This window comes from Uliginosibacterium sp. 31-12 (assembly GCF_030548425.1).
In the GTDB taxonomy this organism is placed as follows: Bacteria; Pseudomonadota; Gammaproteobacteria; order Burkholderiales; family Rhodocyclaceae; genus Uliginosibacterium; species Uliginosibacterium aquaticum.
Genome location: NZ_JAUOOA010000007.1, coordinates 127,110 through 152,961, shown reverse-complemented (window position 1 = coordinate 152,961; position 25,852 = coordinate 127,110). Strand labels below are relative to the sequence as shown.

The 25,852-nt window shown below is 63.9% G+C and carries 26 protein-coding genes; 11 read left to right on the top strand and 15 right to left on the bottom strand.

The annotated features are described in order from the left end of the window. Window positions 1-15: 15 nt before the first annotated feature. The 4 genes from Q3Y64_RS14250 to Q3Y64_RS14235 all read right to left on the bottom strand — a co-directional run bounded on the left by Q3Y64_RS14250 (window position 16) and on the right by Q3Y64_RS14235 (window position 5,640). Window positions 16-1,548: a family 43 glycosylhydrolase gene (locus Q3Y64_RS14250; protein WP_303562810.1), complete on the bottom strand. Its 1,533-nt coding sequence runs from the start codon at window positions 1,546-1,548 to the stop codon at window positions 16-18. A gap of 72 nt (window positions 1,549-1,620) precedes the next feature. Beyond that, complete coding sequence (xylA, locus tag Q3Y64_RS14245) at window positions 1,621-2,934, bottom strand: xylose isomerase (RefSeq protein WP_303562808.1); 1,314 nt, start codon at window positions 2,932-2,934, stop codon at window positions 1,621-1,623. A 25-nt stretch (window positions 2,935-2,959) separates the two neighbouring features. Next, window positions 2,960-4,438 (bottom strand): xylulokinase, encoded by a 1,479-nt coding sequence (xylB, locus tag Q3Y64_RS14240; RefSeq protein ID WP_303562806.1) that lies wholly within the window; start codon window positions 4,436-4,438, stop codon window positions 2,960-2,962. A 167-nt stretch (window positions 4,439-4,605) separates the two neighbouring features. After that, a complete protein-coding gene (locus Q3Y64_RS14235) occupies window positions 4,606-5,640 on the bottom strand; it encodes a LacI family DNA-binding transcriptional regulator (protein ID WP_216821798.1) in 1,035 nt (344 codons plus the stop codon). A gap of 144 nt (window positions 5,641-5,784) precedes the next feature. On the opposite strand from Q3Y64_RS14235, the gene pelA reads away from it, so the two are divergent. Both pelA and Q3Y64_RS14225 read left to right on the top strand, forming a co-directional pair. Then, window positions 5,785-7,362, top strand: a complete 1,578-nt coding sequence (gene pelA, locus Q3Y64_RS14230) for a pectate lyase (RefSeq protein WP_303562804.1) — start codon at window positions 5,785-5,787, stop codon at window positions 7,360-7,362. Then, window positions 7,359-8,585: a DNA-binding transcriptional regulator gene (locus Q3Y64_RS14225; RefSeq protein WP_303562801.1), complete on the top strand. Its 1,227-nt coding sequence runs from the start codon at window positions 7,359-7,361 to the stop codon at window positions 8,583-8,585. Before pelA ends, Q3Y64_RS14225 begins: the two co-directional genes overlap by 4 nt. 9 nt (window positions 8,586-8,594) lie before the next feature. On the opposite strand, the gene rsmI is transcribed toward Q3Y64_RS14225, so the two are convergent. After that, window positions 8,595-9,461 carry a 16S rRNA (cytidine(1402)-2'-O)-methyltransferase gene (gene rsmI, locus Q3Y64_RS14220; protein WP_303562799.1) on the bottom strand — a complete coding sequence of 289 codons (867 nt, stop codon included), beginning with the start codon at window positions 9,459-9,461 and terminating at the stop codon, window positions 8,595-8,597. On the opposite strand from rsmI, the gene Q3Y64_RS14215 reads away from it, so the two are divergent. From Q3Y64_RS14215 to Q3Y64_RS14190, 6 genes are all read left to right on the top strand, one after another. Then, window positions 9,460-9,882, top strand: a complete 423-nt coding sequence (locus Q3Y64_RS14215) for a YraN family protein (protein ID WP_303562797.1) — start codon at window positions 9,460-9,462, stop codon at window positions 9,880-9,882. The genes rsmI and Q3Y64_RS14215 overlap by 2 nt on opposite strands. Window position 9,883: 1 nt before the next feature. Next, window positions 9,884-10,261: an HIRAN domain-containing protein gene (locus Q3Y64_RS14210; protein ID WP_303562795.1), complete on the top strand. Its 378-nt coding sequence runs from the start codon at window positions 9,884-9,886 to the stop codon at window positions 10,259-10,261. Between the two features lie 232 nt (window positions 10,262-10,493). Continuing rightward, the gene (locus Q3Y64_RS14205) at window positions 10,494-11,267 is read left to right on the top strand and encodes an SDR family oxidoreductase (RefSeq protein ID WP_170022834.1); all 774 of its coding nucleotides are present in this window, start codon (window positions 10,494-10,496) and stop codon (window positions 11,265-11,267) included. Between the two features lie 195 nt (window positions 11,268-11,462). Then, window positions 11,463-12,416 carry an N-acetyl-gamma-glutamyl-phosphate reductase gene (gene argC / locus Q3Y64_RS14200; RefSeq protein WP_303562791.1) on the top strand — a complete coding sequence of 318 codons (954 nt, stop codon included), beginning with the start codon at window positions 11,463-11,465 and terminating at the stop codon, window positions 12,414-12,416. Between the two features lie 5 nt (window positions 12,417-12,421). Beyond that, the gene (locus Q3Y64_RS14195) at window positions 12,422-13,012 is read left to right on the top strand and encodes a phosphoheptose isomerase (protein WP_101944426.1); all 591 of its coding nucleotides are present in this window, start codon (window positions 12,422-12,424) and stop codon (window positions 13,010-13,012) included. Between the two features lies 1 nt (window position 13,013). Next, the gene (locus Q3Y64_RS14190) at window positions 13,014-13,637 is read left to right on the top strand and encodes a BON domain-containing protein (protein WP_101944425.1); all 624 of its coding nucleotides are present in this window, start codon (window positions 13,014-13,016) and stop codon (window positions 13,635-13,637) included. 57 nt (window positions 13,638-13,694) lie between these two features. Here the strand turns inward: Q3Y64_RS14190 and Q3Y64_RS14185 are convergent, their stop codons facing one another. The 10 genes from Q3Y64_RS14185 to Q3Y64_RS14140 all read right to left on the bottom strand — a co-directional run bounded on the left by Q3Y64_RS14185 (window position 13,695) and on the right by Q3Y64_RS14140 (window position 22,252). Beyond that, window positions 13,695-14,582: a HAMP domain-containing sensor histidine kinase gene (locus Q3Y64_RS14185; RefSeq protein ID WP_303562787.1), complete on the bottom strand. Its 888-nt coding sequence runs from the start codon at window positions 14,580-14,582 to the stop codon at window positions 13,695-13,697. Continuing rightward, complete coding sequence (locus tag Q3Y64_RS14180; RefSeq protein WP_170022829.1) at window positions 14,575-15,231, bottom strand: response regulator transcription factor; 657 nt, start codon at window positions 15,229-15,231, stop codon at window positions 14,575-14,577. The genes Q3Y64_RS14185 and Q3Y64_RS14180 overlap by 8 nt, the downstream gene beginning before the upstream one ends. Before the next feature lie 90 nt (window positions 15,232-15,321). Further along, the gene (locus Q3Y64_RS14175; protein ID WP_303562784.1) at window positions 15,322-15,741 is read right to left on the bottom strand and encodes a nuclear transport factor 2 family protein; all 420 of its coding nucleotides are present in this window, start codon (window positions 15,739-15,741) and stop codon (window positions 15,322-15,324) included. Beyond that, window positions 15,741-16,514 carry an SDR family oxidoreductase gene (locus Q3Y64_RS14170; RefSeq protein ID WP_303562782.1) on the bottom strand — a complete coding sequence of 258 codons (774 nt, stop codon included), beginning with the start codon at window positions 16,512-16,514 and terminating at the stop codon, window positions 15,741-15,743. Before Q3Y64_RS14170 ends, Q3Y64_RS14175 begins: the two co-directional genes overlap by 1 nt. A gap of 64 nt (window positions 16,515-16,578) precedes the next feature. After that, complete coding sequence (locus tag Q3Y64_RS14165) at window positions 16,579-17,109, bottom strand: DUF3833 domain-containing protein (protein WP_303562780.1); 531 nt, start codon at window positions 17,107-17,109, stop codon at window positions 16,579-16,581. Continuing rightward, the gene (locus tag Q3Y64_RS14160) at window positions 17,106-18,371 is read right to left on the bottom strand and encodes an MFS transporter (RefSeq protein ID WP_303562778.1); all 1,266 of its coding nucleotides are present in this window, start codon (window positions 18,369-18,371) and stop codon (window positions 17,106-17,108) included. Before Q3Y64_RS14160 ends, Q3Y64_RS14165 begins: the two co-directional genes overlap by 4 nt. Further along, window positions 18,368-18,886 carry a chalcone isomerase family protein gene (locus Q3Y64_RS14155; RefSeq protein ID WP_303562776.1) on the bottom strand — a complete coding sequence of 173 codons (519 nt, stop codon included), beginning with the start codon at window positions 18,884-18,886 and terminating at the stop codon, window positions 18,368-18,370. The genes Q3Y64_RS14160 and Q3Y64_RS14155 overlap by 4 nt, the downstream gene beginning before the upstream one ends. A 5-nt stretch (window positions 18,887-18,891) precedes the next feature. Continuing rightward, window positions 18,892-20,052, bottom strand: coding sequence for a cyclopropane-fatty-acyl-phospholipid synthase family protein (locus Q3Y64_RS14150; RefSeq protein WP_254048302.1), 1,161 nt, complete (start codon window positions 20,050-20,052; stop codon window positions 18,892-18,894). 83 nt (window positions 20,053-20,135) lie between these two features. Then, entirely contained in the window at window positions 20,136-20,900 is a 765-nt protein-coding gene (locus Q3Y64_RS14145; RefSeq protein ID WP_303562773.1) for a DUF1365 domain-containing protein, read from the bottom strand. Further along, a complete protein-coding gene (locus Q3Y64_RS14140) occupies window positions 20,897-22,252 on the bottom strand; it encodes an NAD(P)/FAD-dependent oxidoreductase (RefSeq protein ID WP_303562771.1) in 1,356 nt (451 codons plus the stop codon). The genes Q3Y64_RS14145 and Q3Y64_RS14140 overlap by 4 nt, the downstream gene beginning before the upstream one ends. Before the next feature lie 157 nt (window positions 22,253-22,409). On the opposite strand from Q3Y64_RS14140, the gene Q3Y64_RS14135 reads away from it, so the two are divergent. The 3 genes from Q3Y64_RS14135 to rfaE2 all read left to right on the top strand — a co-directional run bounded on the left by Q3Y64_RS14135 (window position 22,410) and on the right by rfaE2 (window position 25,644). Further along, window positions 22,410-23,387 (top strand): MerR family transcriptional regulator, encoded by a 978-nt coding sequence (locus Q3Y64_RS14135; RefSeq protein ID WP_303562769.1) that lies wholly within the window; start codon window positions 22,410-22,412, stop codon window positions 23,385-23,387. A gap of 70 nt (window positions 23,388-23,457) precedes the next feature. Then, a complete protein-coding gene (locus Q3Y64_RS14130) occupies window positions 23,458-25,074 on the top strand; it encodes a methyl-accepting chemotaxis protein (protein WP_303562766.1) in 1,617 nt (538 codons plus the stop codon). 81 nt (window positions 25,075-25,155) lie between these two features. Next, window positions 25,156-25,644 carry a D-glycero-beta-D-manno-heptose 1-phosphate adenylyltransferase gene (gene rfaE2, locus Q3Y64_RS14125; RefSeq protein WP_101944468.1) on the top strand — a complete coding sequence of 163 codons (489 nt, stop codon included), beginning with the start codon at window positions 25,156-25,158 and terminating at the stop codon, window positions 25,642-25,644. Window positions 25,645-25,852 lie beyond the last annotated feature (208 nt).

Here is a 25,852-nt window from a genome sequence, read left to right as displayed (position 1 = left end):
CCCGGCCAGACTTGCTTACTCCGCAGCGAGCGCCTCGTAGCGGAAATTCCTGAAACGCACCTCGCCCTCGCCCGCCGCATAGAGGCCCGGGCGCAGGCTCAGAAAATCGAAGGCCACGTTGTGGTGGTAGCCGCTCACTTCCATCTGGGTCTGAAACTTGTGCCAGATGACGCCATCGGCGCTGGTGTGGAAGGTGACGATGTGATCGCGGTTGGTGACGCGCATGAAGAGACGCTTGCCATCCACATGCGGCGGGATCGCCATCGCGCGCTCGGTGCCGTAGCGATGCATCAGCAGCTGGCCGTGGTTGAAGCCCAGGCCCACGTAAAGCCGGCGGCTGTAGAAGAGCAGCACGCCCCCGGTAGCGCCCTCCCCTACTTCCACTTCAACCTCGAAGCGGTAGGCGCGATCGCCATTCACACAGGTCAGCGGCGAGCAATCAGCCGGCGTCGTGCCACGCCCCTCAATCACCAGCGCGCCATTGTCATAACGATGGCGCACGCCATGCTCGGGCTGCGGGTCGTAGAAACCCCACTGCACACCGAACTTGTCGCGCGAAAAATCGTCCGACAGCGCCAGCCCGTGCGGCACGGCGCGCCCCTCGACGGGCAGGCGGATCGGCTGCGCCACGTCCACGCCGGTGACGCGGAACCAGCCATCCTCGGTCCACTCGATCGGTTCAAGCAGGCACTGGCGGCCGAGGTTGTAGTAACCGTTTTCGTAGCCGTGATAGACCATGTACCAGGCGCCCGTCGGGCCTTCAACCAGCGTGGCATGGCCGCGCGACCACCAGGCTTCCTTTGGCGACTGGGTGCGCACCACCGGGTTGTTCGGCGCGTTTTCCCAAGGGCCATGGATGGACTTCGAGCGCGCCACCACCACCATGTGGCCGGTAGCCGGGCCGGCGGTGCCGCCCTCGGCGAGGATCATGTAGAAGTAATCACCGTGACGCGTGATCTTCGGCCCTTCCTGAGCGAAGTTCTCCACGTCCCACTCTTCCGGATACTGCCAACCGTCATACACATGCTCCATCTCGCCCACAATGGACAGGCCGTCATCGGCCAGCGGCACGCGGTCGCCGCCGGAGAGAAAGAGGTAGCGCTTGCCGTCCTCACCCACGGCATGACCGGGGTCGATGCGCGGGTTGCCCAGATCGATGGGGTCGCTCCAGGGGCCGCGAATGTCGTCAGCCCAGATCACGTAAATCGAGCCGCGCCCCTGCAGGCCCTGATTCTTGAGCCGGGTCGGGATGTAGAGGTAATAGCGCCCCTCGTGCTTGGTGAGTTCCGGCGCCCACACCGAACCTATCGGCTTCTTCAAGGCGGCGCCGACCGGTTGCCAGTTCACCAGATCCTTCGAATGCCAGATCACCAGACCGGGATAGGCATCAAAGGTGGAGAAGGTCATGTAGTAATCCTCGCCATCCTTGAGGATGGAAGGATCGGGGTGGTCGCCCGGCATGATCGGGTTCAGGTAGAAACCGTTCCCCAGATCGGCCTTGCGCTGCCCCTCAGGGCCTTGGCCCCAGTGCGGTGTGCTGTTGCTCATCAAATTCTCCGTAGGGCGGGCTTCAGTCCGCCAGACTGCATCGCGGCGGGCTGAAGCCCGCCCTACAATTTTTCAGCAAAAACGATTGAGGAGATTTTCATACCATTCCTGGCGACCAGATACCGGCGCCACATCACGGTTGCCTTCCAGCACACGATCGGCCAGATCCGCGAGGCTCAGTTTTCCCCCCAGGATCCCCTGGCCCAGATCGCCGTTCCAGCCGGCATAGCGCTGATCGACGGCAGCTTGCAGACCACCATCCTTGATCATCTGCTCGGCGATCAGCAAGGCACGGGCGCACACATCCATGCCGCCAATGTGGGCCAGGAAGAGGTCCTCGGCGTCGATGGACTGGCGCCGTACCTTGGCATCAAAGTTCAGGCCGCCACTGCTGAAGCCGCCGTGCTTGTAGATGTGATACAGCGCCAGCGCAGTTTCCGGAATATTGTTCGGGAACTGGTCGGTATCCCAGCCCAGCTGCGCATCGCCGCGGTTCATGTCGATGCTGCCGAAGATGCCCAGCGCCTGTGCAGTGGCAATCTCGTGCTCGAAGCTGTGGCCAGAGAGCGTGGCGTGGTTGGCCTCGATGTTCACCGCCACTTCCTTTTCCAGCCCGTAGCGCTTGAGGAAGCCGTACACCGTGGCGGTGTCGAAATCGTACTGATGCTTGGAAGGCTCGCGCGGCTTCGGCTCAATCAGGATCAGGCCCTTGAAGCCGATGCGATGCTTGTGCTCCACCACCAGCGTCAGGAAGCGGCCAAGCTGGTCCATCTCGCGCGCGAGATCCGTATTCAGCAGGCTTTCATAGCCTTCACGGCCGCCCCACAACACATAGTTCTCGCCGCCGAGTTCCAGCGTAGCGTCCAGCGCATCACGCACCTGCGCGGCGGCCATCGCAAACAGCTCCGGATCCGGATTGCTGGCCGCGCCGGACATGAAGCGGCGATGGCTGAACAGATTGGCGGTGCCCCACAAGAGCTTCACACCGGTGCGCGCCTGATGCGCAGCGAGCTGAGTCACCATGTGGCGGAAGTTGGCGTGGGATTCGCGCGGCGTAGCACCTTCCGGGGCGACATCGCGGTCATGGAAGCAGTAATAGGGCACGCCCAGCTTGCTCAGGAATTCGAAAGCAGACTCAGCCTTCTGCTCGGCCAGCTGCAGGGGCGATGCACCCTGAAACCAGGGGCGCTCGAAGGTGTTACCGCCAAAGGGGTCACCGCCGCCCCAACAAAAATTATGCCAGTAGCACACCGCAAAACGCAGCTGGTCTTCCATGCGGCGGCCCAGCACGACGCGGTCCTTGTCGTACCAGCGGAAGGCGAGCGGATTGCGACTCTCCGGGCCTTCGTAGGCGATAGCGGGAATGTCGGCGAAATAGGAAGTCATGAAACGGAGTCCTTCGGGTTTGAATTCAGGATTGTTCGCGGGGGAATTCGGCTTTCAGCGCGGCATACAGCGCGCGGAAGCGCTGGTAGCGGGATTCGAGAGATGCGTTCGGCGGCGCGGGGATGAAGCGTTCAGCGACAGGCGGCGCCACGCACACGCGGGTCTCCTCGCCCCCATCGGAGAGCCAGGCCAAGCGTGCTGCGCCCAGCGCGCCGCCGGCCTCGCCCCCCGCGTGAGTCACGATCTCGGTCTGCAGCACATCGGCCAGCAACTGCGCCCACAGGGCACTGCGCGCGCCGCCGCCGACCAGCGAAAGCTGCGCCACGCGGGTGCCGGCGCTTTGCAGGGCTGCGAGGCCGTCGCGGAAAGCGAAAGCCACGCCTTCAAGTACGCTCCAGCCAAGATCAGCGCCGGCGTGTGTGAAGCCCAGGCCAAAGAACACGCCCTGCGCATGCGGATCGTTGTGCGGGGTGCGCTCACCCGAGAGATAGGGCAGGAAGATCGGTGCCGCCTCACGCGCGGCCACATCGAGCTGTGCCACTTCGGCCAGCAGCGCGGCCTCGTCGACACGCCCGGTGAGTTGGGTCACCCACTTCAGGCAACTCGCCGCCGAGAGCATCACGCTCATCTGGTGCCAGCGCCCCGGCAAGGCGTGGCAGAAGGCGTGCACGGCCGATTGCGGATTTGGCCGGAAGGCCTCGTTCACCACAAACAGCACGCCCGAAGTGCCCAGCGAGAGGAAGCCGGCGCCGGGCTGCACTGCGCCGATGCCCACTGCGCTGGCGGCGTTGTCGCCCCCGCCTCCCGCAATCAACACATCGGCCGGCAAGCCCCAGCGCGCCGCCAGCGCCGGCAACAGGCGCGCCGACACTTCACTGCCTTCCACCAGGCGCGGTATCTGCGCCCGAGTGAGACCACACAGGGCCAGCAACTCGTCCGACCAATCGCGCTGCGCCACATCCAGCCACAGCGTGCCGGCGGCGTCCGACATCTCGGAGACTTTCTCGCCGGAGAGCTTCAGGCGCAGCCAATCCTTCGGCAGCAGCACGCTATGTATCGCGGCAAACACCGCCGGCTCATGCTTCGCCAGCCAGCGCAGCTTGGGCGCGGTAAAACCGGGCATGGCCAGATTGCCGGCAATCTGCGCCAGCGCCGGGCATTCATCCATCATCTCCTGGCACTCGGCCTGCGAGCGCCCATCATTCCACAGGATCGCCGGGCGCAACACCGCATCACCCTCGCCCAGCAGCACCGCGCCATGCATCTGACCCGAGAGGCCGATGCCGCGCACCCGGGCCATGAATTGCGGATAGCTGGCAGCCAGCTCGTCGAGCGCGGCACAGCAGGCCTGCCACCAGTCAGCCGGATTCTGCTCAGCCCAGAGCGGGGCAGGTCGCGACAATCCCAGCGGATGGGCCGCTGTCGCGAGGCGCTGATGCTGATCATCCAGCAGGAGCACTTTGACTTCGGACGTTCCCAGATCGATGCCCAGATAGCAGCTCAAACGACACCTCTTGTGGATCAGATTTTCGCCGCAGCGTGCGGGTTCGAAAGCATTTTCTGATTATCGTTGATCAAAAGATGCCTGCGATCACACTGGTGAAATTCATAAAGCCACAAGGCAGGTTTCAGAACAAAGCTGAATCCATGTTTGAGGTGGCAGACCGGCAGTCAGGGAAGATTGTCCTTGAGGAACACTTCGATGCGGATTCGCTCCTGGGTACGCACGATTTCACCGCCTTCGCACAAGGCCTGCAGTACCCGCACCGCACTACGCACTTCATGCGCCGGATCCTGACAGATGATTGCGTCATAGACTCCATCAAGCAGCGCCTGGCGCACATGCGGGGTAAGTTCATGGGCCACGCTGACCACTTCGCCGGGGCGACGCAGTTCGCGCAAGGCCTCGATCAGGCCGCGATTGCCGGCGCCAATATTGTAGAGACCCACGATGTCCGGATGCGCGGCCAGCAGCCGCCGTGCGACCCCTGCCGTAGTTTCCGCCTCATCACGCCCCTCCACTACCGGCAAGCTCAACAAGCCCGGAAACTCGGCGCGCAGCACCTGCTCGCATCCCAGGTGACGCTCCATATGGTCACGCAGGGTCATGGAACCTGCGATCAGGGCAATTCGCCCACTGCGTCCGGCATTGAAGCGCCCCAGCAAGCGACCCGCAACACGGCCGGCAGCAATGTTGTCGACCCCCACAAAGTGCTGCCGGGCCGAGGAAGGCAAATCCGACACCAGGGTCACCAGCCGCAGGCCGCGCGCCACGCAGGCATCGATGGCCTCGCGCACGCCCGGTGCATCCGGCGCCACGACGGCCACGCCATCCCAGTCCGCAGCATCGAGTGCATTGAGGGTGCCGGCAACAGCCGGACCATCAAAGGCCTCCACATGCCGCAGCTCGATCAGGCAGCGCTCAAAGGCCAAGCGCTCGGCCGTGGCACGCACCTCGTCAGCAAGCAAGCTCATGAAAGTGTTGTGGCCACGCGGCAACAGAAACACCAGGCGCAAGTCGCGCCCCCGCGACAGACGCGCGGCGTGCACATCCGGCTTGTAGTTAAGCTGACGCAGCACCGCCTCCACCTTTGCCACGGTCTGCTGACGCACGCCCGGGCGCTTGTTGAGCACCCGGTCCACCGTGGCCACGCTCACGCCGGCAGCCTGGGCCACGTCATGGATCTTGGTTCGAAGCTTGCTCACGGGGCTCATGTTTTTCGGGTTCGCGGGTTTAGGTTTGGACCAAATTCGATGTACGTACATCAAAAACTGACTGATTTGATTATACTGCCGCCGCATGAGCGTGCCTCAGCGCCCGCCGCAAGAAAATCGATCAGGAGACTCACCATGCCCGCCCGCCTCCGCCGCCCGCTCGCTCTCAGCGCCCTTGCCCTGCTCTGCGCTGCCTGTGCAGTCCAGCAAGAACGCCCGCCTGCAGCCGCCAGTACAAGCGTGCCCGGGGCAGCGCAGAGCCAATTGGTCAGCATTGCCCTGATCATGGGCGAGCCGAATTTCTCCATGGATGGCGGCTACCAGGAGCTCGAAGAAGGGCAGTACACCCAGCCCGAACTGAAGCCGGGCAAGAAAATGTTCGCACCGATCCAGGACATCATCGGACTACTCGGTGGCGAGGCGCAGCTCGACGCCGCCAGCCACAGCGGCCGCTACAGTCTGGCCGGCATCAGCCTGAGCGCGCATGCAGGGGAGACCCGCGCCGAACGCAATGGCAGCCCGGTCGATCTGGGCATCGCTCCGGAGTGGCGCAATGGCAGTCTGTGGCTGCCGCTCGAAACCACTTTCAGCCTGTTTGGCGCCTTCCCGAAATGGGATGAAGCGCGCCAGCGCTTCTCGGCCACCTTCATCCTGCCTGCCTCCAGCAAGATCAGTCAGCAAGCCAGCGGCGGCAAGATCACCGAGGCCAGCATGACCGAGCAGAGTGCGGCCTTTTACAACAGCGCCGAAGGTCGCCAGCTCGCCGATGTCGTACTCGGCTATCAGAATGCCGACGGCGGCTGGCCCAAGCTTGAGCGTACGGTGAATATGCTGGTGCCGGTGAATACGGCGGCACTGACAGGCTGGCGCGGCAAATCCACGATCGACAACGATTCCACGATGAAGCAGATCAAGGTGCTGGCCCGCGCCTTCAGCGCCTTCGGCGACGAGAAGTACCGCGCCGGTTTCAATCGTGGCCTCGACTACATCTTCGCCGCCCAGCTTGCCAATGGCGGCTGGCAACAGTTCTGGCCCGATCCGGTCGGCTACAAGAAGCGCATCACCTTCAACGATGATGCGATGGCCAACGTGCTCGAAGTGATGCGCGACATTGCTCAGCCCACGGCCGAATTCCGCTTCGTAGACACCGCCCGCCGCACTCGCGCACAGGATGCCCTGCGCCGTGGCATCGATCTGATCCTCAAGACCCAGCTCGTGGTAGGCGGCAAGAAAGCCGGCTGGTGCGCCCAGTACGACGAGAACACACTGGCGCCAGCCATGGGGCGCTCCTACGAGCTCCCCTCGATCAGCGGCGGCGAGAGCGTGAATGTGTTGCGCTTCCTGATGAGTCTGGAACAGCCTTCGCCTGCCGTGGTGCGTGCCGTGCAGGATGGGGCGAACTGGCTCAAGGCTGCCCGCCTGCCTGGCCAGAAACGCATCAAGCGCGAGGACCGCACACTGGAGATGGGCTTCGACTATGTGCTGGTCAAGGACCCCGCCGCTCCCGGCACCTGGGCACGCTTCTACGATCTGGACAGCGGCAAGCCCCTGTTCAGCTCGCGCGACAGCGTCAAGCGCAGTGATTTCGCCGAAATTGCCTACGAGCGACGCGTCAAATACAACTGGTTCACCGAACTGCCACGCGCGCTGCTCGAGCAGGAATATCCGGCCTGGCAGAAACACCGCGCCGCGCAAGGCAGGGGGCGGCAATGAGCAGCCTTGGCTTTTCTTCCGGCCCGGCCAGCAGCGGCCTGCAGTCTCATCGCATTGCCCTGCTCTTCAATGCCAACAAGGTCTATGACCGCGAGATTGTTGCCGGCATTGGCGCCTACCTCGGTTCCACTCGGGCCGCCTGGGAGCTCTTCATGGAAGAAGACTTTCGCTGCCGCCCTGAAAACATGGCCGGCTGGCAGGGCGACGGCATCATCGCCGACTTCGACGACCCGGACATCGCTAGCGCACTGACCGGCATCCAGTGTCCGGTGGTGGCCGTCGGCAGCTCCTACACTGACCCGGCCCACTACCCGGCAGGCATCCCCTATGTGGCAACGGATAACCGCCAGCTGGTGCGCTGCGCCTTTGAACACCTGATGGGCGCCGGCCTGCCACGTTTCGCGATGTACAGCACGCCCCCCACGCCACGCAACCGCTGGGCCCAGGAGCGCGAGCAGGCCTTCAACGAGCTGCTCGCTGAAACCGGCGCCGAAGGCTCGCTCTTTCGTGGCAGCACAACCGAAGCCCAGAGCTGGCAAGGCGCCCAGCAGCAGCTGATCGACTGGCTGCAGCAATTACCGAAACCCATCGGCATCATCGCCGTGAATGACGCGCGCGCGCGCCACATCCTGCAGGCCTGCCTCAGCGCCGAGATCCCGGTGCCGGAAGCGGTGGCCATCATCGGTATCGACAACGATCCGCTCACCCGCACGCTTTCGCGCATCCCGCTCAGCTCGGTGATCCAGGGCACCGACCAGATGGGGCGCACCGCCGCCCACCTGCTCCACCGCCTGCTGCGCGGGGGCCGCGAGCACGCCGCTCCGGTGCTGGTGGCGCCGAGCGGCATTCATGTTGCGGCCTCCAGTCAGCATCGTCCGCTGAGCAACCCGTATGTGATGCGCGCCCGCCATTACATCCGCCAGTACGCCGCCCAAGGCATCAAGGCCGAACAGGTCGTGGATCATCTCGGGATCGCCCGCTCGACGCTGGACGCCTATTTCCGCAAGGAGCTAGGCTACACGGTGCATGACGAGATCATGCACACCAAGCTTGGCCGGGCTCAGGACCTGCTGCGCGATGGTCAGCTCTCATGCAGCCGGATTGCCGTGCAGTGCGGTTTCACCTCGCTGCAGTACATGCATGCAGTGTTCCGCCGCGAACTGGGCTGCACCCCGCGCGAGTACCAGCAGAACCTGCGCGAGGAGCGGGTGGCGAGCGACTGAGCGAGCGACTCAAGCCTTCAGGCGCAGGCCCAGTTCATACAGCGCATTCTTGGCCGCACCGGTAATCTCGGCCGCCAGCTTGGCCGCTGTTTTGAGCGGCAACTCGGCCAGCAGCAGCTTCAGCACCCGCTCGGCTTCGGGTGGAAGGCCCTCGCGTTGCGGTGCCGGCCCCACCAGCAGCACGAACTCGCCGCGCTGGCGATTCGGGTCCGCGCGCAACCATTCCAGTGCGGCCCCCAGCGGCATGCGCGCGATCTGCTCGAAGAGCTTGGTCAGCTCGCGCGCAAACACCAGCTCGCGCTCAGGCTCCAGCACGGCAGCCAGATCTTCGACCGTCTCCAGCACGCGGTGCGGTGCCTCGTAGAACACCAGTGCCGCATCGATGCCGCGCAGGCCTTCAAGCGTCGTGCGGCGCGCTGTCGGCTTGGGCGGCAGGAAGCCGTGAAAATGAAAATGCGCCGCCGCCAGACCCGAAGCCGAGAGTGCCGCAATCGCCGCACAGGCCCCGGGCACCGGCACCACCGGAAAGCCCGCCTCCTGCACACGCGCCACCAGCCGCGCACCGGGATCGGATACGGCCGGCGTACCGGCATCGGTAATCAGGGCCACATGCTGGCCGGCTTCGAGCAGGGCGATGATGCGCGTCGCGCCCTCCTGCTCGTTGTGCTCGTGCAGCGCGAGCATCTTCGCACTAATGCCATGCGCATCTAGGAGACGCAGGCTGTGGCGGGTGTCTTCCGCTGCAATCGTCCCCACCACCCGCAGCACGGCCAGCGCGCGCAGACTGATGTCCAGCCGGTTACCGAGCGGGGTGGCCACCACATACAATGCCGGCGAGGCGTGGAGCGGATTTTCTTCGTTGAGCAGGATGGCCATGGACGCTTTGATCGCGGGATTCCGGAAAGTGCTCGATTGTCTGCTGCGCCGCCATGCGCTGCAAGGCTCGGGTGTGCAGGCCGAGCGGCTGGCCGAGGCCTATCTGGTTGCACGCGGCGCACGGATCCTGGCCCGCAACGTGCGTTGCAAGGGCGGCGAGATTGATCTGATCGCCGAGCATGCCGGTCACATTGCCTTCGTCGAAGTCCGTCTGCGCCGCCACCGCGACTTCGGCGGCGCCGCCGCCAGCATCACCCCAACCAAGCAGCGGCGCATCGTGCTGGCCGCAAAATACTGGCTGCAAGGCACCGGGCGCGTTTACCGCCAACGCCCCTGCCGCTTTGATGCAGTACTTCTGAACGAGCTGGATGCCCATGCTCCGGAATGGATCCAGGCCGCCTTCAGCATGGAGCGCACCTGATATGCGTGGCCCGCTGCTTGCCGCCCTGCTCCTTGGCATCTCCCCCGTCCTCGCCCAGCATCCGCGCCTCGTCCTGCAACGTAGCGCCCTCGCCGGCTTCAGTCATCACAGCGCCGAACAGCTCTGGTCGCACCTCCGTGAAGGTGACGCACTGAGCCTCAGCCGCGAAGCCGCCAACCCCTACGATGCCCTGGCGGTGCGTGTCGACTGGCAGGGGCAGGCGCTGGGCTACCTGCCGCGCTCGGACAACGGCGCGGTTGCCCAGGCACTGGATCAGGGCCAAGCACTGGAAGCCCGCATCAGCCGTCTGCGCGATCATGTGGATCCGCGCCGGCGGATCGAGATCGAGGTGGCTGCACCGCTCCCGCCCCGGCCTTGATCCTGCGCAAATCCAACCCGCTCAAGCAAAAGCCTGTGGCTATCGCAAGTGCCACACCTTATGGATTCGGGTAAACTCGGAGGGCTTTTGTGTCGCCCGGTCTGGTTCCTGTAAACCGGCTGGCTTACACTCCCGCCTTCGGTTTCAGACCGTAGGCGGCAGCCAGGGCGTCACGGTGCCTCAGCCCCTTCCCCTTACGAGCGGGCTTTTTCAATATCGGGAGAGTTACAGAATGAGCAATCCGTTTGATCTGAAGGGCAAGGTCGCCCTCGTTACCGGTGGTGCCCAAGGCATTGGCGCTGCTATCGCTGCCAAGCTGGCTGAAGCTGGCGCTAACGTCATCTGTGCCGACTTCGCACCGATGGCCGCCGAATCGACCGCCGCCATGGAAGCCGCTGTCGCCAAGACCGGTGGCAAATACTGGTACCTGCAAGCCAACCTGACCGCCAAGGGCGCGCCGCAAAGCGTGATCGATCAGGCCGTCGCGCTGGCTGGTCAAGTCGACATCCTGGCAAACGTGGCGGGCACCATCCGCCGCGCGCCCTTCCTCGAGCACACCGAAGAAGACTTCGACTTCGTCATGCAGATCAACCTGTATGCACCGATGTACCTGTCGCAAGCTTTCTGCCGCCACGTGGTTGGCCGCAACGGCAAGGGCAAGATCATCAACATCTGCTCGATGCTCTCCTATCAAGGCGGCATCCTGGTGCCGGGTTACACCGCATCCAAGCACGGCATCGCGGGTATCACCAAGCTGATCGCCAACGAAATGGGCGCCAAGGGCATCAACTGTAACGGTATCGCCCCGGGCTATATCGCTACCGCCAACACCGCTCCGATCCGCGCTGACGAAGCCCGCAACAAGGCCATCCTGGATCGCATCCCGGTCGGTCGCTGGGGCGAGCCGGAAGACCTGGCCGGCACCGCAGTGTTCCTGGCTTCCGAAGCTTCTGACTACGTGAACGGCGCCATCGTGAACGTCGACGGCGGCTGGCAAGCTCGCTAAATCTCTGCTGACGCCGATCCGGTCACGAATCGGCAGCATTGATCGCGTACAAAACCCCCTCCGGGCAACCGGCGGGGGTTTTGTTTTGTTGCGACGCACACCCGGCGGCAGCTCTGATCGCCCAAGGGCCGGGTTCTTTTTGAACCTCTCGTTTACAATCCGCTCTGAATGAAGCAGACATCCCCAGAGGCATCCATGACTTACAAGGTTTTCATCGACGGCCGTCACGGCACCACCGGTCTCAAGATCGACGAGCGGCTGGCTGGCCGCGCAGACGTCGAAGTCCTCACGATCCCCGAAGACAAGCGCAAGGATCCCGCCGTCAAGGCCGAGTACATCAACGCCGCCGACGTAGTCTTCCTGTGTCTGCCTGATGCGGCCTCCAAGGAATCTGTCGCCCTGCTGGCAGCAGGCAACACCCGCACCCGCTTCCTGGATGCCAGCACCGCCCATCGCGCGAATCCGGACTGGGTCTATGGCTTGCCCGAACTGCATGGTCAGCGCGAACGCCTGCGCAGCTCCCAGCGCATTGCCGTACCGGGCTGCCACGCCACCGGTTTCATCCTGACGATCGCGCCACTGGTCGCGGCAGGTCTGGTGCCAGCGGACTACCCGCTCACTTGCACTTCGCTCACCGGCTACAGCGGCGGCGGCAAGGAAATGATTGCCGACTACGAAGGCCAGGGCGCCCTGCCCGATCACATGCTCTCACCACGTATCTATGCGCTAGGCCTCGGCCACAAGCACCTGCCGGAAATGCAGGCGCTGACAGGCATCGCCCACGCTCCTATATTCAGCCCGGTGGTCGGCCCGTTTGCGCAAGGCATGCTGGTATCGGTGCCGCTGCTGCCGCGTCTGCTGAACGGCCTCACGCCAGAGGCCGTGCATGCTGAACTGAAGCGTTACTACGCCGACGAAGCCTGCGTGAAGGTGATGCCGCTGGGCGGTGGCGAAGTGGTGGAAGCCGGTTTCCTGCCCGCCACGCGCTGCAACGATACCAACCGTGCCGAGCTCTTCGTGTTTGGCCATGCCGGGCAGATCCTGCTCGTCGCCCGTTTTGACAACCTCGGCAAGGGCGCTTCCGGCGCGGCCATTCAGTGCATGAACATCGCCCTGGGTTGTGATGAGCTGACTGGTCTGGCGGTGTAAGCACGATGGATCTCGCTTCCCGCATCGCCCTGCACTTCGAAGACAGCGCCCAGACAAAACTGGCTGCCGCCGAGCAGCTCTCGCTGCCGCTGGCAGATGCCGCTGAACTGATGGTGCAAACCCTGCTCTCCAACGGCAAGATCCTCGCCTGCGGCAACGGCGGCTCGGCAGCAGATGCCCAGCACTTCGCCTCCGAGTTGATCGGTCGCTACGAACGCGAGCGCCCAGAGCTGGCAGCCATTGCCTTGTCGGTCGATAGCTCGACCATGAGTGCCATCGCCAACGACTACTCCTGGGAACAAGTTTACGCCAAGCAGGTTCGTGCGCTGGGCCAGCCGCATGATGTGCTGCTGGCGATTTCCACCAGCGGTGATTCGCCCAACATCCTCGCGGCCATCGAAGCGGCCCATGAACGTGACCTGCGCGTGGTAGCGCTCACCGGCAAAGGCGGCGGCATGCTTGCCGGCATGCTGCGCGAAGGCGATGTACACGTCTGCGTGCCACATGAGCGCACCGCCCGGATCCAGGAAATCCACCTGCTCGCCATCCACTGCATCTGTGATGGCATCGACTGTCTGCTGATGGGAGAGGAATGAAATGAAACTGCGAACCCTGAGCTGCATCCTCGTTGCTGGCGGATTGCTGCAAGCTTGCGTCCCGCTGGTAGTTGCCGGCGTAGGTACCGGAGTAGCCTCCACGATGGACCGCCGTGCCTACAGCGAACAACTGATGGATACGGAAATCGAACACAAGTTCAACCGTGGCTTCCCGGCTGCGCTTGAAGCCAAGACCAATGTCTCGGCCACGGCTTACCACCGCTGGGTATTGCTGACTGGACAGGCAATTGACGAAGCCAGTCGCGCCGAAGTCGAAGCCCATGCCCGCAGCGTGCCGAATGTACTGGAGGTTTATAACGAAGTGAGCATCGGCTACCCAGCCTCCTTCACTGCGCGCAGCAATGACGCCTGGCTGACCTCCTCGGTGAAGACCCGCCTGGTCAATGCCAAGGAGCTGTCGGCCAACAATGTGAAAGTCGTCAGCGAGTCCGGCACGGTCTATCTCATGGGCCTGCTGACCGAAACCGAAGCGAATGTTGCGGCACAGGTCGCCCGCTCGACCTCAGGGGTCCGCAAGGTCGTCAACGTGATCGAAGTCATTTCGCCGGAGAAAGCCCGGCAACTCAGCGTCCAGCCAAGCCAACCAGCAGCGCCGGCACAATAAGCCAGACGTAAAAAGGGCCGCGCAATGCGGCCCTTTGCTTTTTCCGCGGGAGACGACTCAGGCAGCCGGAAGCGCCAGGCGCAACAGACAACCCCGCCCGACACGCGAAGCCAGTGTCAGCTGACCGCCCTGCAGGACAGCAAGGCGGCGCGCAAGCACCAGCCCCAGACCACGATCCTTGAGGTTCTGACCGTAGCTGGACCCCGGGATGAAAACCTGTGGCAACAGCTCAACCGCAATCCCCTCGCTGCTGTCCCATACCTCAATCAGTACCATGGAGCCACGCTGGCGAGCACCCAGCACTACCCCACCACCTTCACCAGTAATCGCCACGGCATGCGCCACCATGCGATCAATGGCCTTAAGCAGCATCGCTTCATCCCCCAGCACCCGGCGCGCGGTAGGCACGTGGCGCAAGTGCAACTGGCGCTCGTGCGCTTCATCCAGATGGCTGTTGATTGCTTGCGAGAACAAGCCGTCAAGTGACAGCGGTCTTGTGCTGCATTCGACCCGGCCGGCCTCCAGCTTGGCAATCGCAAACACCGCTTCGAGCTGCTCGGAGAGTTGCTCCACCGCTGACTCGATGCCGCTGACCAGCTTGCGCGAGGAGTCGGGCAAGGGGTGGGCCGACAAGGTCGCCGCAAAGAGCGCGATGGCCTGGGCTGGCTGGCGCAGATCGTGGCCCATCGCAGAGAGGAATTCTCCCTCCTGCTGCTGCGGCGTAGCGAGCACCTCAATCCTGGCGGGCAAACGTTGCAAACGCTCGAGCAAATACCACAGGGCAGCAAAGATGCCCGCAGCAAAAACGCTCCACAACACACCCAGGATCGTCAGGCCATCATGGCCAAGCAATACGCCGAGACAGGCAACACAGCCCGCCACCATCAGCAGGCGCATGTATAGCAGCAAACGGGCGGCGGGGCTGCCGGTTACCGCTTCACGCATCTTCCGGCGGCATCGACAGATTCAGGGTCTGGCCCACGAGAATGGCCTGTGAGCGGGTATTCACGCCCAGCACGTGGTACACCGAGGTCAAGTGCATCTTCACGGTGCGCTCGGAAAGATCCAGGCGCTGGGCTATCTCCTTGTTGGAGAGCCCTTCCATCAGACAGCACAGCACGCGCTCCTGCTTGGGGCTCAGCTTGGGGCGCGGACGCGACTCGCCGTTGCTGCCGTTGCCCCGGTTGCGCTCAAGCTGATCGTCATAGAAGCGACGGCCGGCCAGCAGGGTGCGCACGCCATCGACGAGCGCGCTCGGGTCCATGGACTTGGACAGGAAGCCATCGGCTTCGGCCTCACGCGCAAGCTGGCGATAGATCGGAGCATCCTGACCAGAGAAGATCGCCACTGGCACGCCCGGAACTTCGCGGCGCAGCAGCGTCATCAGTCGCAGGCCGTCGCTGTCAGGCAGTTTCAGATCCAGCAACACGAGGTGGAAGGTCTTGCCCGCCCGCAACGCGGCAACGGCTTCCTGAGCTGATGCAGCACAGATGATTTCCCCCCCCGCCAGAATCGGTTCGAGCATGGCCTTCAAGGCATGCTGCAAAAGGGCATGGTCATCGACCAGAAGGATATTGCGCGCAAATACGTTCATCACTCCACCCGCCTGTCTCTGGGGCCGCAAGGGCCTGTTGATGTTGTGCCGGAAGAGTACTCTAAAAAACGTGACGCAATACGCAAGCCCTCAGGTGGCGGAAAGGCTTTTGTAAAGTTTTCGCAACACCCAGCCAAGCAGCGGAACCCGCATGAACAGGGCGTCTGCGGGGTCCCAGTAATCCACGTGGGATGAAACCTGCCCATTCGGGTCAAATTCCAGCCGACTGCTGCCTTGTAGCCGATATGCAACGCCACGGGCCGAAAAAGCGAAGTCCCAGCACAACATGGCGCTGCCCTCCCCACGGCACACGTCACGCACCACAAAACGCGGGGACTCCAGCTGCGCGAACATATGAAGGAAGATCCGTTCGATGGCCGGCACACCGCGCACATCATTGAAGGGATCCTTGAAGTGCGCTTGCGGCGCGTAAAACTCACCCGCCCGGGCGACGCTGTCAGGGCTGAGGGTCTGGTACCACTCGACGAGTCCTTGCAGGGTGTTTTCCATCAGCGAGCCGTCCGTGACACAAGCGCGAAGTAGAGCCGCGCCGGCAAGAGGCGCAGCAGTTTGAGAAAGCGTGAGAAGCGTTTCGGAAAGTGGATTTCGAATTCACCCCGCGCCAGCCCGGCAAGGATCTGCGTGGCCGCTTCATGCGCGCTGATCAGCGCCGGCATGCGGAAATCGTTCTGCGCAGTCAGCGGTGTCGCCACGAAACCGGGGTTGACGAGACTCACGGCAACGCCGCGCGGCGCAAGATCCAGCCAGATCGATTCGGCAAAGTTGATCAGCGCAGCTTTGGAGGGGCCGTATACCGCCGCCTTGGGCAAACCACGATAGCCCGCCACGCTACCCACAATCACCAGATGCCCCTGCCCGGCGGCCAGCATGGCCGGCAGCACGGCGGCCACGCCGTCCATCACGCCCAGCAGGTTCACCTCCAACGTGGCACGGATGTTCTGCGGCGTGAGCTCCCAGGCCCGCAAAGGCTGATAGGTGCCCGCATTGAAAACCACCACATCCAGCCTGCCGAGCAGACGCTCTACCTCTTGCGCCGAAGGCTGCAACGCCTCGCTCCGGCTGATGTCCAGCGGCAGGATGAGCGCACCGGGCAGTTCCCGCGCGAGCTGGCTCAGGCGATCAGCATTGCGGGCGCTCAGCATGAGCCGCGCGCCCAGCGCGGAGAGTTCGCGCGCCAGCGCCTCGCCAATGCCGGTCGAGGCGCCGATAAGCCACACGCGGCGGCCACGCCAATCGGTGATCTTCGGATTTAAGGGCTTCATCACAATCCTCTACTGACCAGCCCCGTGAGCGCGCCACCCGGCACTCCGGCGCAGGCTGCTGAACTCAGTCCTGTTTCGTAAATGACAAGGTCACCTGCCCTAGCTCGAAGCCGAATTTACTCATGAAGGAGCGGTTGAGCATCACCTTGTCATCGATGAGGTACATCCAGTCATCGAAGTTCACGTTGTACACCTTGCCATCCACCGGCAGGGCCAGCACATAGCGCCAGCGCAACGCGTTGCCGGCCAGCTCGCCACGCGCCTCACCCACCACGTCATCGGCACGACCGATGTAGCTGCCGTCGGTCTGGCGAGTAAGGGTCCAGATGCGCTTCTGCTTGGTGCCGTCCGAATAGGTGAAATCCTCGTCCAGCGTGCCGACCTCACCCTGCCAGCTGGCCCGCATCGCCACATGGAAGCGCTTGATTACCTTGCCAGAGCGATCCTGGAACATGCCCCAGGCATCCAGACGGCCATTGAAGTACTGCCGCAAATCGAGCGCGGGTTTTTCGGCACGGTAGTCCCCCACCTCGACGCTGGCGCAGCCCGCCAGCAGGAACAGGCCTGCGATCAGCCCGAGCAGTGTGCGTTTCATGATGCGATCTCCTTGCGCTGCCGAATGAGCAGCAGCAGTGACATGAGTTTGAGAAACGCCGGAACCCCGGCATAGATCCAGGCCAGTGCCAGCAAGCCGGTTTCATCCCGCCCGCCCGGCACATAACCCAGCCAGCCCAGCAGGGGCAGCGACACGCCAGCTGCCAGCGCGAGATTCAGTTTGGCGACGAAGTTCCACCAGCCAAAGTAACTGCCCGCCCCGCCCCCTTCGCGCGTAATCAGGTCCGCGAGAATGGAGGGCGGCAAAGCCAGATCCGCCCCCAGCGCAATCCCCGACAGCGCACAGATCAGGCCAAAAGCCAGCACTTCGCCTGCGCCCAGCGTGGCAGCCCAGCCAAAGACGCCCACCGCCAGCAGCATGCCGCAGCCCCAGGCGAAGATCTTGCCGCGCCGCCGTGCCAGCCACACCCACAGCGGCAGGCCCGCCGCCCCGGCCACGAAGTAGATGGCAAGGAAGGAACCAGACTGCGCCTCGGCCTGCAACACATCGGCTACGAAAAAAAGCAGCAGCGAGGCCGGAATTGCCGCCGCAATGCCGCTGAGCGCGAAAACCGCCAAGAGGCGCCGAAAGCGCCAACTGCGCAAAGCCGCATGCAGACTCATGCGGGCTGCCGGAGCGAGCGCCGCAAGCGGTGCCAGCCGACGCAGCGCCAGTACAGCCAGCACCAGAACCCCGGCAAACAACCAGGCCAGCCGTGCCAGGCCCTCGGCCAGTGTCGCCCCGAGCAGGCCTGGCAGCACAGCGGCCAGCACCACACCGAACAAGGCCAGCCCCTCACGTATGGCGGTAATGCGGGTGCGCTCCTGCGGATCCGGCGAAAGCTCGGCCCCCAGCGCATGGTGATTGACCGAAGCCAGCGAATAGCCCAGATAGACCAGCAGCAGCATGCCCAGCAACCAGGCCGCGCCCGCCCCGACCGGGGGCTGCACCAGACCGAGAAAACCAGCACCCAGCAATGGCACGGCCGCAAAAATGGCCCGGCGCCGATCCCGGGCACGATCGCCCCAGCAGCCGATCAGCGGGTCGATGACGGCATCCCACAAACGCGCCGCGAGCAGCACTGCGCCGATCGTGGCAAGCGACAAACCAAAGTCGGCGTAGAGCTTGGGCAGATGGACATAGATCGGCAGGGCCACGAAGGCCAGCGGCAAACCCAGCAAACCGTAAGCCAGCAAGCTCGCGGCGGAGAGCTTGGGTACCGTAGCGGAAGACGCGCGCGCACCGGCCGCGTCGCTGCTCATCCGCGCAAACCCAGCAAGCGTTCGCGCAATGCCGGCTCACGGGTACGCGGATCTAGCCAGATATCAAAGAAGGCGCGCGCGAACTCCAGATCCGTCACTTCCGCGCGCAGCTGCTCACCGAACCAGAACTGCACACCGCGCCCGGGCAGAAACACGCCAGTGATGCTGTCCCCGGCCCGCACATCCGGAAAGGCGCGGGTCATGTGCTCACGCCAGCGCACGAGCTGCACTTCGTCGCGGTAGCCCAGGCGGCGCAACTCGCCCACGCTGGCATCCACGATCCGCCCCCCGGGAATCTCACGGGCATAGGTCAGCTTGAGCGCAAAGGGCCCCTCGCGCGACCATCCGGCACCGCGCACCCACAGCTCGGCGCCATACAGGCGCAGGCCGAACCAGCGCATCTCACCCTGGCCCAGCGCCCGCCAGTCCGGCGCGTTCTGGCGTGCGGCCTCGGGCAGCGCAAAGACGCTGCCGGCGAACAGGCTGATGAGCAGGAGGCACAGAACGCGGAGCATGGCGTTCAAGCCCCGCGGTGGCTCAGCACGTACTGCCACACATCCGTATTGCGGGCGCGGAAGCCGGCTTCGCAGTAGCCGAGGTAGAACTGCCACATGCGCACGAAACGTGCGTCAAAACCTTGCGCATGCACCGCATCAAGCTGTGCATTGAAGCGCTGCAGCCACTCGTTCAGAGTGCGCGCGTAATCCAGTCCGAAGGCACGCTCGGCCACTGGCTGCAGGCCAGCCTTGGCGGACTGGGCACGAAACACCTCCGGCGAAGGCAGCATGCCGCCCGGGAAGATGTAGCGCTGGATGAAGTCCACATCCTTGCGGTAGTGGGCAAACAGGCGGTTGTCGATAGTGATCGCCTGGACCACGGCTCGCCCTCCCGGCTTGAGCAAGGCGCGCAGTTGAGCGAAGTAGGAAGGCCAGAAGGCCTCACCCACCGCCTCGATCATCTCGATGGAGACGATGTGGTCGTACTGCCCGGTGAGATCGCGGTAATCGCAGAGCTTGAATTCAGCGCGGTCCGCGAAGCCTTCGCGCTCGGCGCGCTCGCGCGCCCAGGCCAGCTGCTCGTGTGAGAGCGTCACCCCGCTCACGCGGGCGCCGAACTCCTTGCATGCCACTTCGGCCAGCCCCCCCCAGCCGCAGCCGATCTCAAGAATATGCTGGCCCGGTTGCACCCCGATGCTGCGCAGGGCGTGGCGATACTTCTCAAGCTGGGCCTCCTCGAAGCTGGCGTCCGGGGTCGGCCACAGGGCGCTGGAGTAGCTCATCGTGCGATCGAGCCACAGGCGATAGAAATCGTTGCCAAGGTCGTAATGCGCCTCGATGTTCTTCTTAGAGCCACGCCGGGTATTGGCGCGCAGGCGATGCCACAGCCAGTGCCCGGCCAGGCGCAGGGCATTGCCATGAATGGCCCGCTCCAGCACAGCGCGGTTCTGGGCCAGCAGGGTCAGCAGCGCCGGCAGATGGTCCGTCTCCCAGGCGCCGTCCATGAAGGCTTCAGCGAAACCAATGGAACCGGCGGCGAGGATGCGGCCGAAAACGGCTTCGTCATGCAGGGTGAGCGTAGCTGCCTGTGGCCCGCTGCCCAGGAGATGGCTGCTGCCATCGGGCAGGCGCAGCAGCAGGCTACCGCCTTCGATCCTGGCCAGCATGTCCAGCAACAGGCGCATGGCGCGGGAGGGCTTGCGGCGCAGTGCCGGCAAAGTGGGGCTGAGTTCAGCAGCGTTGATCACGCTGCCATCGCTTCGGGCGTTCATGTGGTCTCCTCGATCGGAGCTGCGGGTTTGCGGAAAAAAGTGACGCGCCGGGCCAGCAGGCGCAGCGCCTGAAGATTGATGCGGGCCACCACACCAAGCGTGAGCAGCGGGCAACGCAGCCAGGCCTTGAATAGGTTCGCTGCGCTCAGGGGCTGCAGGCGGCCGGAGACGCGGGTCGCGAGCTGCAGCAAGCCACCGTCGAAATAATCGATCACCACCGCCAGATGCTGGCCGGCGGTATGGAAACGGAAGCGGTATTCGCCGCGCACCGGATAGAAAGGCGAAACATGGAAAACCTTACGCGCACGCAGCTCATCGCCAGCCCGGATTTCGCGCTGGTCTTCATGCGCAATCAGGTAGTTGTGGCGCTCGCCAAAGGTGTTGCTTACCTCGGCCAGCACCGCCCGCACGCGGCCCTCCCGATCCAGGCAATACCAAAAGCTGACCGGGTTGAAGACAAAGCCAAAGAGGCGCGGCATGGTCTGCAGCATCACTTCGCCATCGCAGACCTCCGCCAGCCCCTTGCGCTGCAGGATGGCCCGCAACCAGGGCAGCAAGGGCGAGCCATCACGCGCGCCGTGATCCCTGCGGTAGAAGGAAAACAGACGCAGGCGCTCGATTCCCAGCAGCGGCGAAGCGACGTCTTCGAGACGCGAGAGTGGCAGGCAGACGGTGAACATGGCGTAGCTGAAGCGGTTCGTGACCGGCGCGAAGCGCTCATGCATCACCGCGCCAAACGCCAGGCCAGGCGCGGTGTTCATGCCGTCGCTCCGGCGAAATCGAACTGACGCGCCTTCCAGGGCGCCACCACGCCGAGCATGGCGGCCACGTCGACTGCGGACTTGATGCCATCTTCATGAAAACCATAGCCCGTCCAGGCGCCTGCAAACCAGGTGTGTTGCTGGCCCTGCAGCATCGGCAGATGCGCCTGGGCATCGATGGCGCGCTGATCGAAGACCGGATGGTCGTACTCGAAGCTGGCAATCAGATGCTCTGGTGCGGGCTCCCGGAAGGGGTTCAGTGACACCACCACCGGTGATTTGAAAGGCAGCGGCTGGAGCTGGTTGAGCAGATAGGACACGCTCACCGGACGCTGATCGGCCTGGCCGGTGCCGGTCAGGTAGTTCCACGCAGACCAGACTTTCTGCCGCGCCGGCAGCAGCGCCGGATCAGTGTGCAGCAGTGCGCGATTGGGCTGATAGCGCACCGCACCGAGCACCGAGCGCTCCCCCACGCTGGCCTGGTCACCCAGGATGCGCAAAGTGGTGTCGCTATGACAGGCAAACACCACGGCATCGAAATGCTCGGCACCGGCCGCCGTCAGCACGCTCACGCCCGCAGCATCGCGACGCACGCCGGCCACCGGTGAATTCAGACGCAAATCGGGAATACCCGGCAACATCCGCTTCACGTATTCACGCGAGCCGCCCCGCACCGTCATCCACTGCGGGCGATCGAGCACCTGGAGCAAGCCATGGTTGTGGCAGAACCGCAGGAAGGTGGCGAGCGGATAAGCCAGCATCTGCTCGGTAGGGCAGGACCAGATCGCCGCCCCCATCGGCAGCAGATACCAGTGGCGAAAGGCCTCGCCATAGCCGTTGGCGTCAAGGTATTCACCGAGCGAAACATCCGGCGCCGCATGTTCGCGCGCCAGCCGAGTAGTCTCGGAATTGAAGCGGCGCAGATCGCGCAGCATGCCCCAGAACGCGGGCCGCACCAGATTCGAATACTGGGCAAAGAGGGTCGTGAGGTCGGTACCGGCCCACTCGATGCCCTCCTGCTGCAGGCTCACGCCGAAGGACATGTCGCTTGCAGCAATCGGCACATCCAGCGCACGGAACAGGCCACACAGATTTGGATAGGTGCGGCGATTGAAAACCAGAAAACCGGTATCAACCGGATGCGTCACGCCATCAACCGTGATGTCCACCGTATTGGCGTGGCCACCGGCGTAGTGGCCGGCCTCGAACAACGTCACCGCATGCCGGCGACCAAGCAGCCAGGCCGTACCGAGACCAGCAATCCCGCCACCGATCACCGCAATCCGGCGTGAGGCGCCTGAATCGCGGCGTGATAAGGCCTCTTCCCCTCCGGGGATATCGTTCAATTTCATTGCAGGCTCCGGTCGGGTGGGCTTCAGCCCTTGGAATGCGGCTCGTTCAGGGACGTAACGGTCATGCTTTGCGGGGGATTCGAATCCTGTTTTGTCCTAGACAAACTAGATGCGTGACTCTACGATAGACAGCAGATTGATACAGGTCAACTATTGAATGTCTTCCTCCAGACTATCGCCGCGCAGCAAACTGGCCACCGCCACAGGCGATCAGCCCTCGTCTGCAGAAACACGGCCGGACGCGCCGGGCCTGCTCTCAATCGCCGCCGTGGAGCGGGATACCGGCCTGCTCAAGGACACCCTGAGGGTCTGGGAGAAGCGCTATGGCTTCCCGCAACCCTTGCGTGATGCCAATGGCGAGCGCATCTATCCGCGCGAACAGGTTGAGCGCCTGCGCCAGATCCGTCGCCTGATGGACCAGGGCCATCGCCCGGGCAAACTCTTTGCCGCCTCGCCGACTGATTTCGCTGCGCTGCTGGTGCAGCGCGATGCGCCTGCCGCTCTGCCTGCCGAGGTCCAGAGGATGCTCGGCTTGCTACAAGCCAGTGCAGCAGACACTCTTCGTTCAGCACTCCAAGAACGCCTGCAGGCGCTCGGGCTGGAAGACTTTGTGCTCCACTTCGCCACCCCGCTGTCGATCGCTATCGGAGCGGCCTGGGCGCGCGGCGAACTCGAAGTGGCGCATGAGCATTTATATACAGAGCAGATGCAGAACCTGTTGCGGGCGGCACTCACAGCCCTGCCCATCCGCACCGGCAGCCCGCGCGTGCTGCTGACCACCTTTCCGAACGAATTGCACAGCCTCGGCCTGCTCTTTGCCCAGGCCCTGCTCGCCAGCCATGGTGCGGCCTGCACCTCACTGGGCGCCCAGACACCGCTGGAAGACATCCGCAAGACGGCGCAGAACGGCGGCTTCGACGTCATCCTGCTGTCCTTCAGCGGCGCCTTTCCAGCCCGCGCGGCCTTCAGCGGCCTGCGCACCCTGGCCGCCGATCTTGCCCCCGGCACACAGATCTGGGCCGGAGGACGCCACCTTGCCGACAAGCCTGCCGCCATTGACGGTGTGCGCTATCTGGCTGGCATGGCAGACACCCTGCTCGCGCTGCACGACTGGCACGCCACGTCCCCGTCCTGAAGGACAGTCAAGTCATTCCCTGCTCTTGCCGTTGACAGGCTTCTGGATCTGTCCAAAAGGGAACATGACCATGAAGCTGAGTACCCGACTGATCGTGATGATCGCCATGGGCGCCGTAGGCTTGCTGCTGGTCGGCAGCTTCGGCCTCTACAGCCTGCGTGCCAGCATGCAGGCTGAGCGCCATGCCCAGATCGAAAATCTGCTGAAGATGTCGATCGGCCTCTTCGAGCACCTGCACGCCCAGGAAACCTCCGGCAAACTCAGCCGCCAGGAAGCCCAGGCACGCGCGGCTGAAGCACTCGCCGGCCTGCGCAACGAAAACAACTACCTGTTCGCACGCAACGCGGAGGACGTCTTCGTTGCCCACGTCAATCCGGCCCGCCTCGGCAAGGTGGACAAAGGCGCCAAGATGGCCGATGGCCGCCATGTCGTCGAGGTCTACCGCGAAGCGCTAGCCAAGCAGGGCAAGATCGCCTTTGCCGACATCCCCACCGCCAAACCCGGCGCCAAGCCCGAAGACCTCCTGAACAAGCTCAACGGCGTGACCGTGTTCGAGCCCTGGGGCTGGACGGTCGGCACCGGCTTCTTCACCGACGATATCGATGCCACCTTCCTCTCCTACGCCCTGCGCATGCTGCTGGTCAGCGCTTTGATCCTCGCGGCCTCGATCGGCTTTGCCATCTACTCCTCGCGACGCATCTACGCCCAGCTCGGCGGCGATCCGGCCTATGCTGCCGAAATGGTCAACCACATGGCCGCCGGCGAGCTGAATCTGAGCCTCGGCAGCCCCCCGCCGGGCAGCCTGATCGCCTCACTGGCGAGCATGTGCGAGAGCCTCAAGGCCATGATCAGCCAGATTCAGGCTCAATCATCAGCGCTGGCTCGCACGGCCGGCGAGATCGACCGCACCATGAGCGAAATCAGCGAGGCGGCTACCGACTCTGCCGAAGCCACGGCGTCTACCGCCGCCTCGGTCGAGGAGATGACGGTCAGCGTAGGCATGATTGCCGACAGTGCTCACGAAACCGAAGGTCATTCCAGTCACACGGCGGAACTGGCCAGCAGCGGGGAAGGCCAGATAGCCGGCGCCGCCAGCGAATTCCAGAAGGTCGCCCAGCAAATCGACTCGGCCACCCACCAGATCGGCAAGCTGGACCAACAATCACGCCAGATCGGCGGCATCGCCAACGAGATTCAGGAGATTGCCGAGCAGACCAATCTGCTCGCCCTGAATGCCGCCATCGAAGCAGCGCGGGCAGGCGAACAGGGACGCGGCTTCGCCGTGGTGGCTGACGAGGTTCGCAAGCTGGCCGAGCGCACCGCGCGCGCCACCCAGGAAATCAACCGCACCATCATCGCCATCCAAGCCGAAATCAGCGCCGTGGTCAGCAGCATGCAGGCGGCCGGGCCACAGGTGACGCAAAGCGTTTCACGTGCAGAAGAGGCTGCCTGCTCGCTGCGCGAGATCAGCAGCAGCACCCGCTCCACGCTCGACAAAATCCACGATGTGGCGCACGCCACCGCCGAACAGAACGCGGCCAGCACCAATATCGCCACCCAGGTCGAGCGCATCGCCACCATGCTCGAAGAGGCCGAGCGCTCGGTGCGCGGTGCCAGTGAATCGGTGTCCTCGCTGAGCGTGATGGCGTGCGATATCAATGTCGCGCTGGAGCGTTTCAGGGTCTGAGCAAGCGGCGCTTCGGCAAGCCGCGCCAGGCCCGGCGTGGCTGCTAAACTGGCGGCTTCCACCCTTTGCATGCCTGCCGCCATGAGCTACGCCCGCCCCGAATTCGAATCCCGCATCGTCGCCCCCGAAGATCTCGCCCGCCGCATCGCCGAATTGCCGCGCCCGCTGGTGTTCACCAACGGCTGCTTCGACATCATCCACCGCGGCCATGTGACCTATCTGGCCCAAGCACGTGCACTCGGCGCCTCGATGATCGTGGCGCTGAACACCGACGCTTCCGTAAAACGTCAGGGCAAGGGCGATGACCGCCCGATCAACACCCAGGAAGATCGCGCCGCCGTAATGGCCGCCCTGCGCTGTGCCGACATGGTGACCTGGTTCGACGAGGACACGCCCATCGCACGCATTCTCGAATGCCGCCCCGATATCCTGGTCAAGGGTGGCGACTGGCCGGTCGAGAAGATCGTCGGCTACACCGAAGTACTCGGCTGGGGCGGCAGCGTACACTCCATCCCCTTCGAAGTGGATCGCTCCACCACCGCCCTGCTCGGCAAGATCCGTTCGCTCTGAGCACCACCAACGCCCGTCACACGGCTTTTCGCGCCCCCTCCTTTTCGTCATTTTCAATTCCCTGACCGACACCTTCCGCTTGTTTTGCGGTGGGGTCGGCATTTGCTCGTTGTTCCCGGCCAACATGCAAAAGAAATGCACTTGGCAGAGGCTGGGGCAGCGGCGTAGATTCCTGTTTCCGGTTCCACGAGCAGGGTTCTGCCTGCTC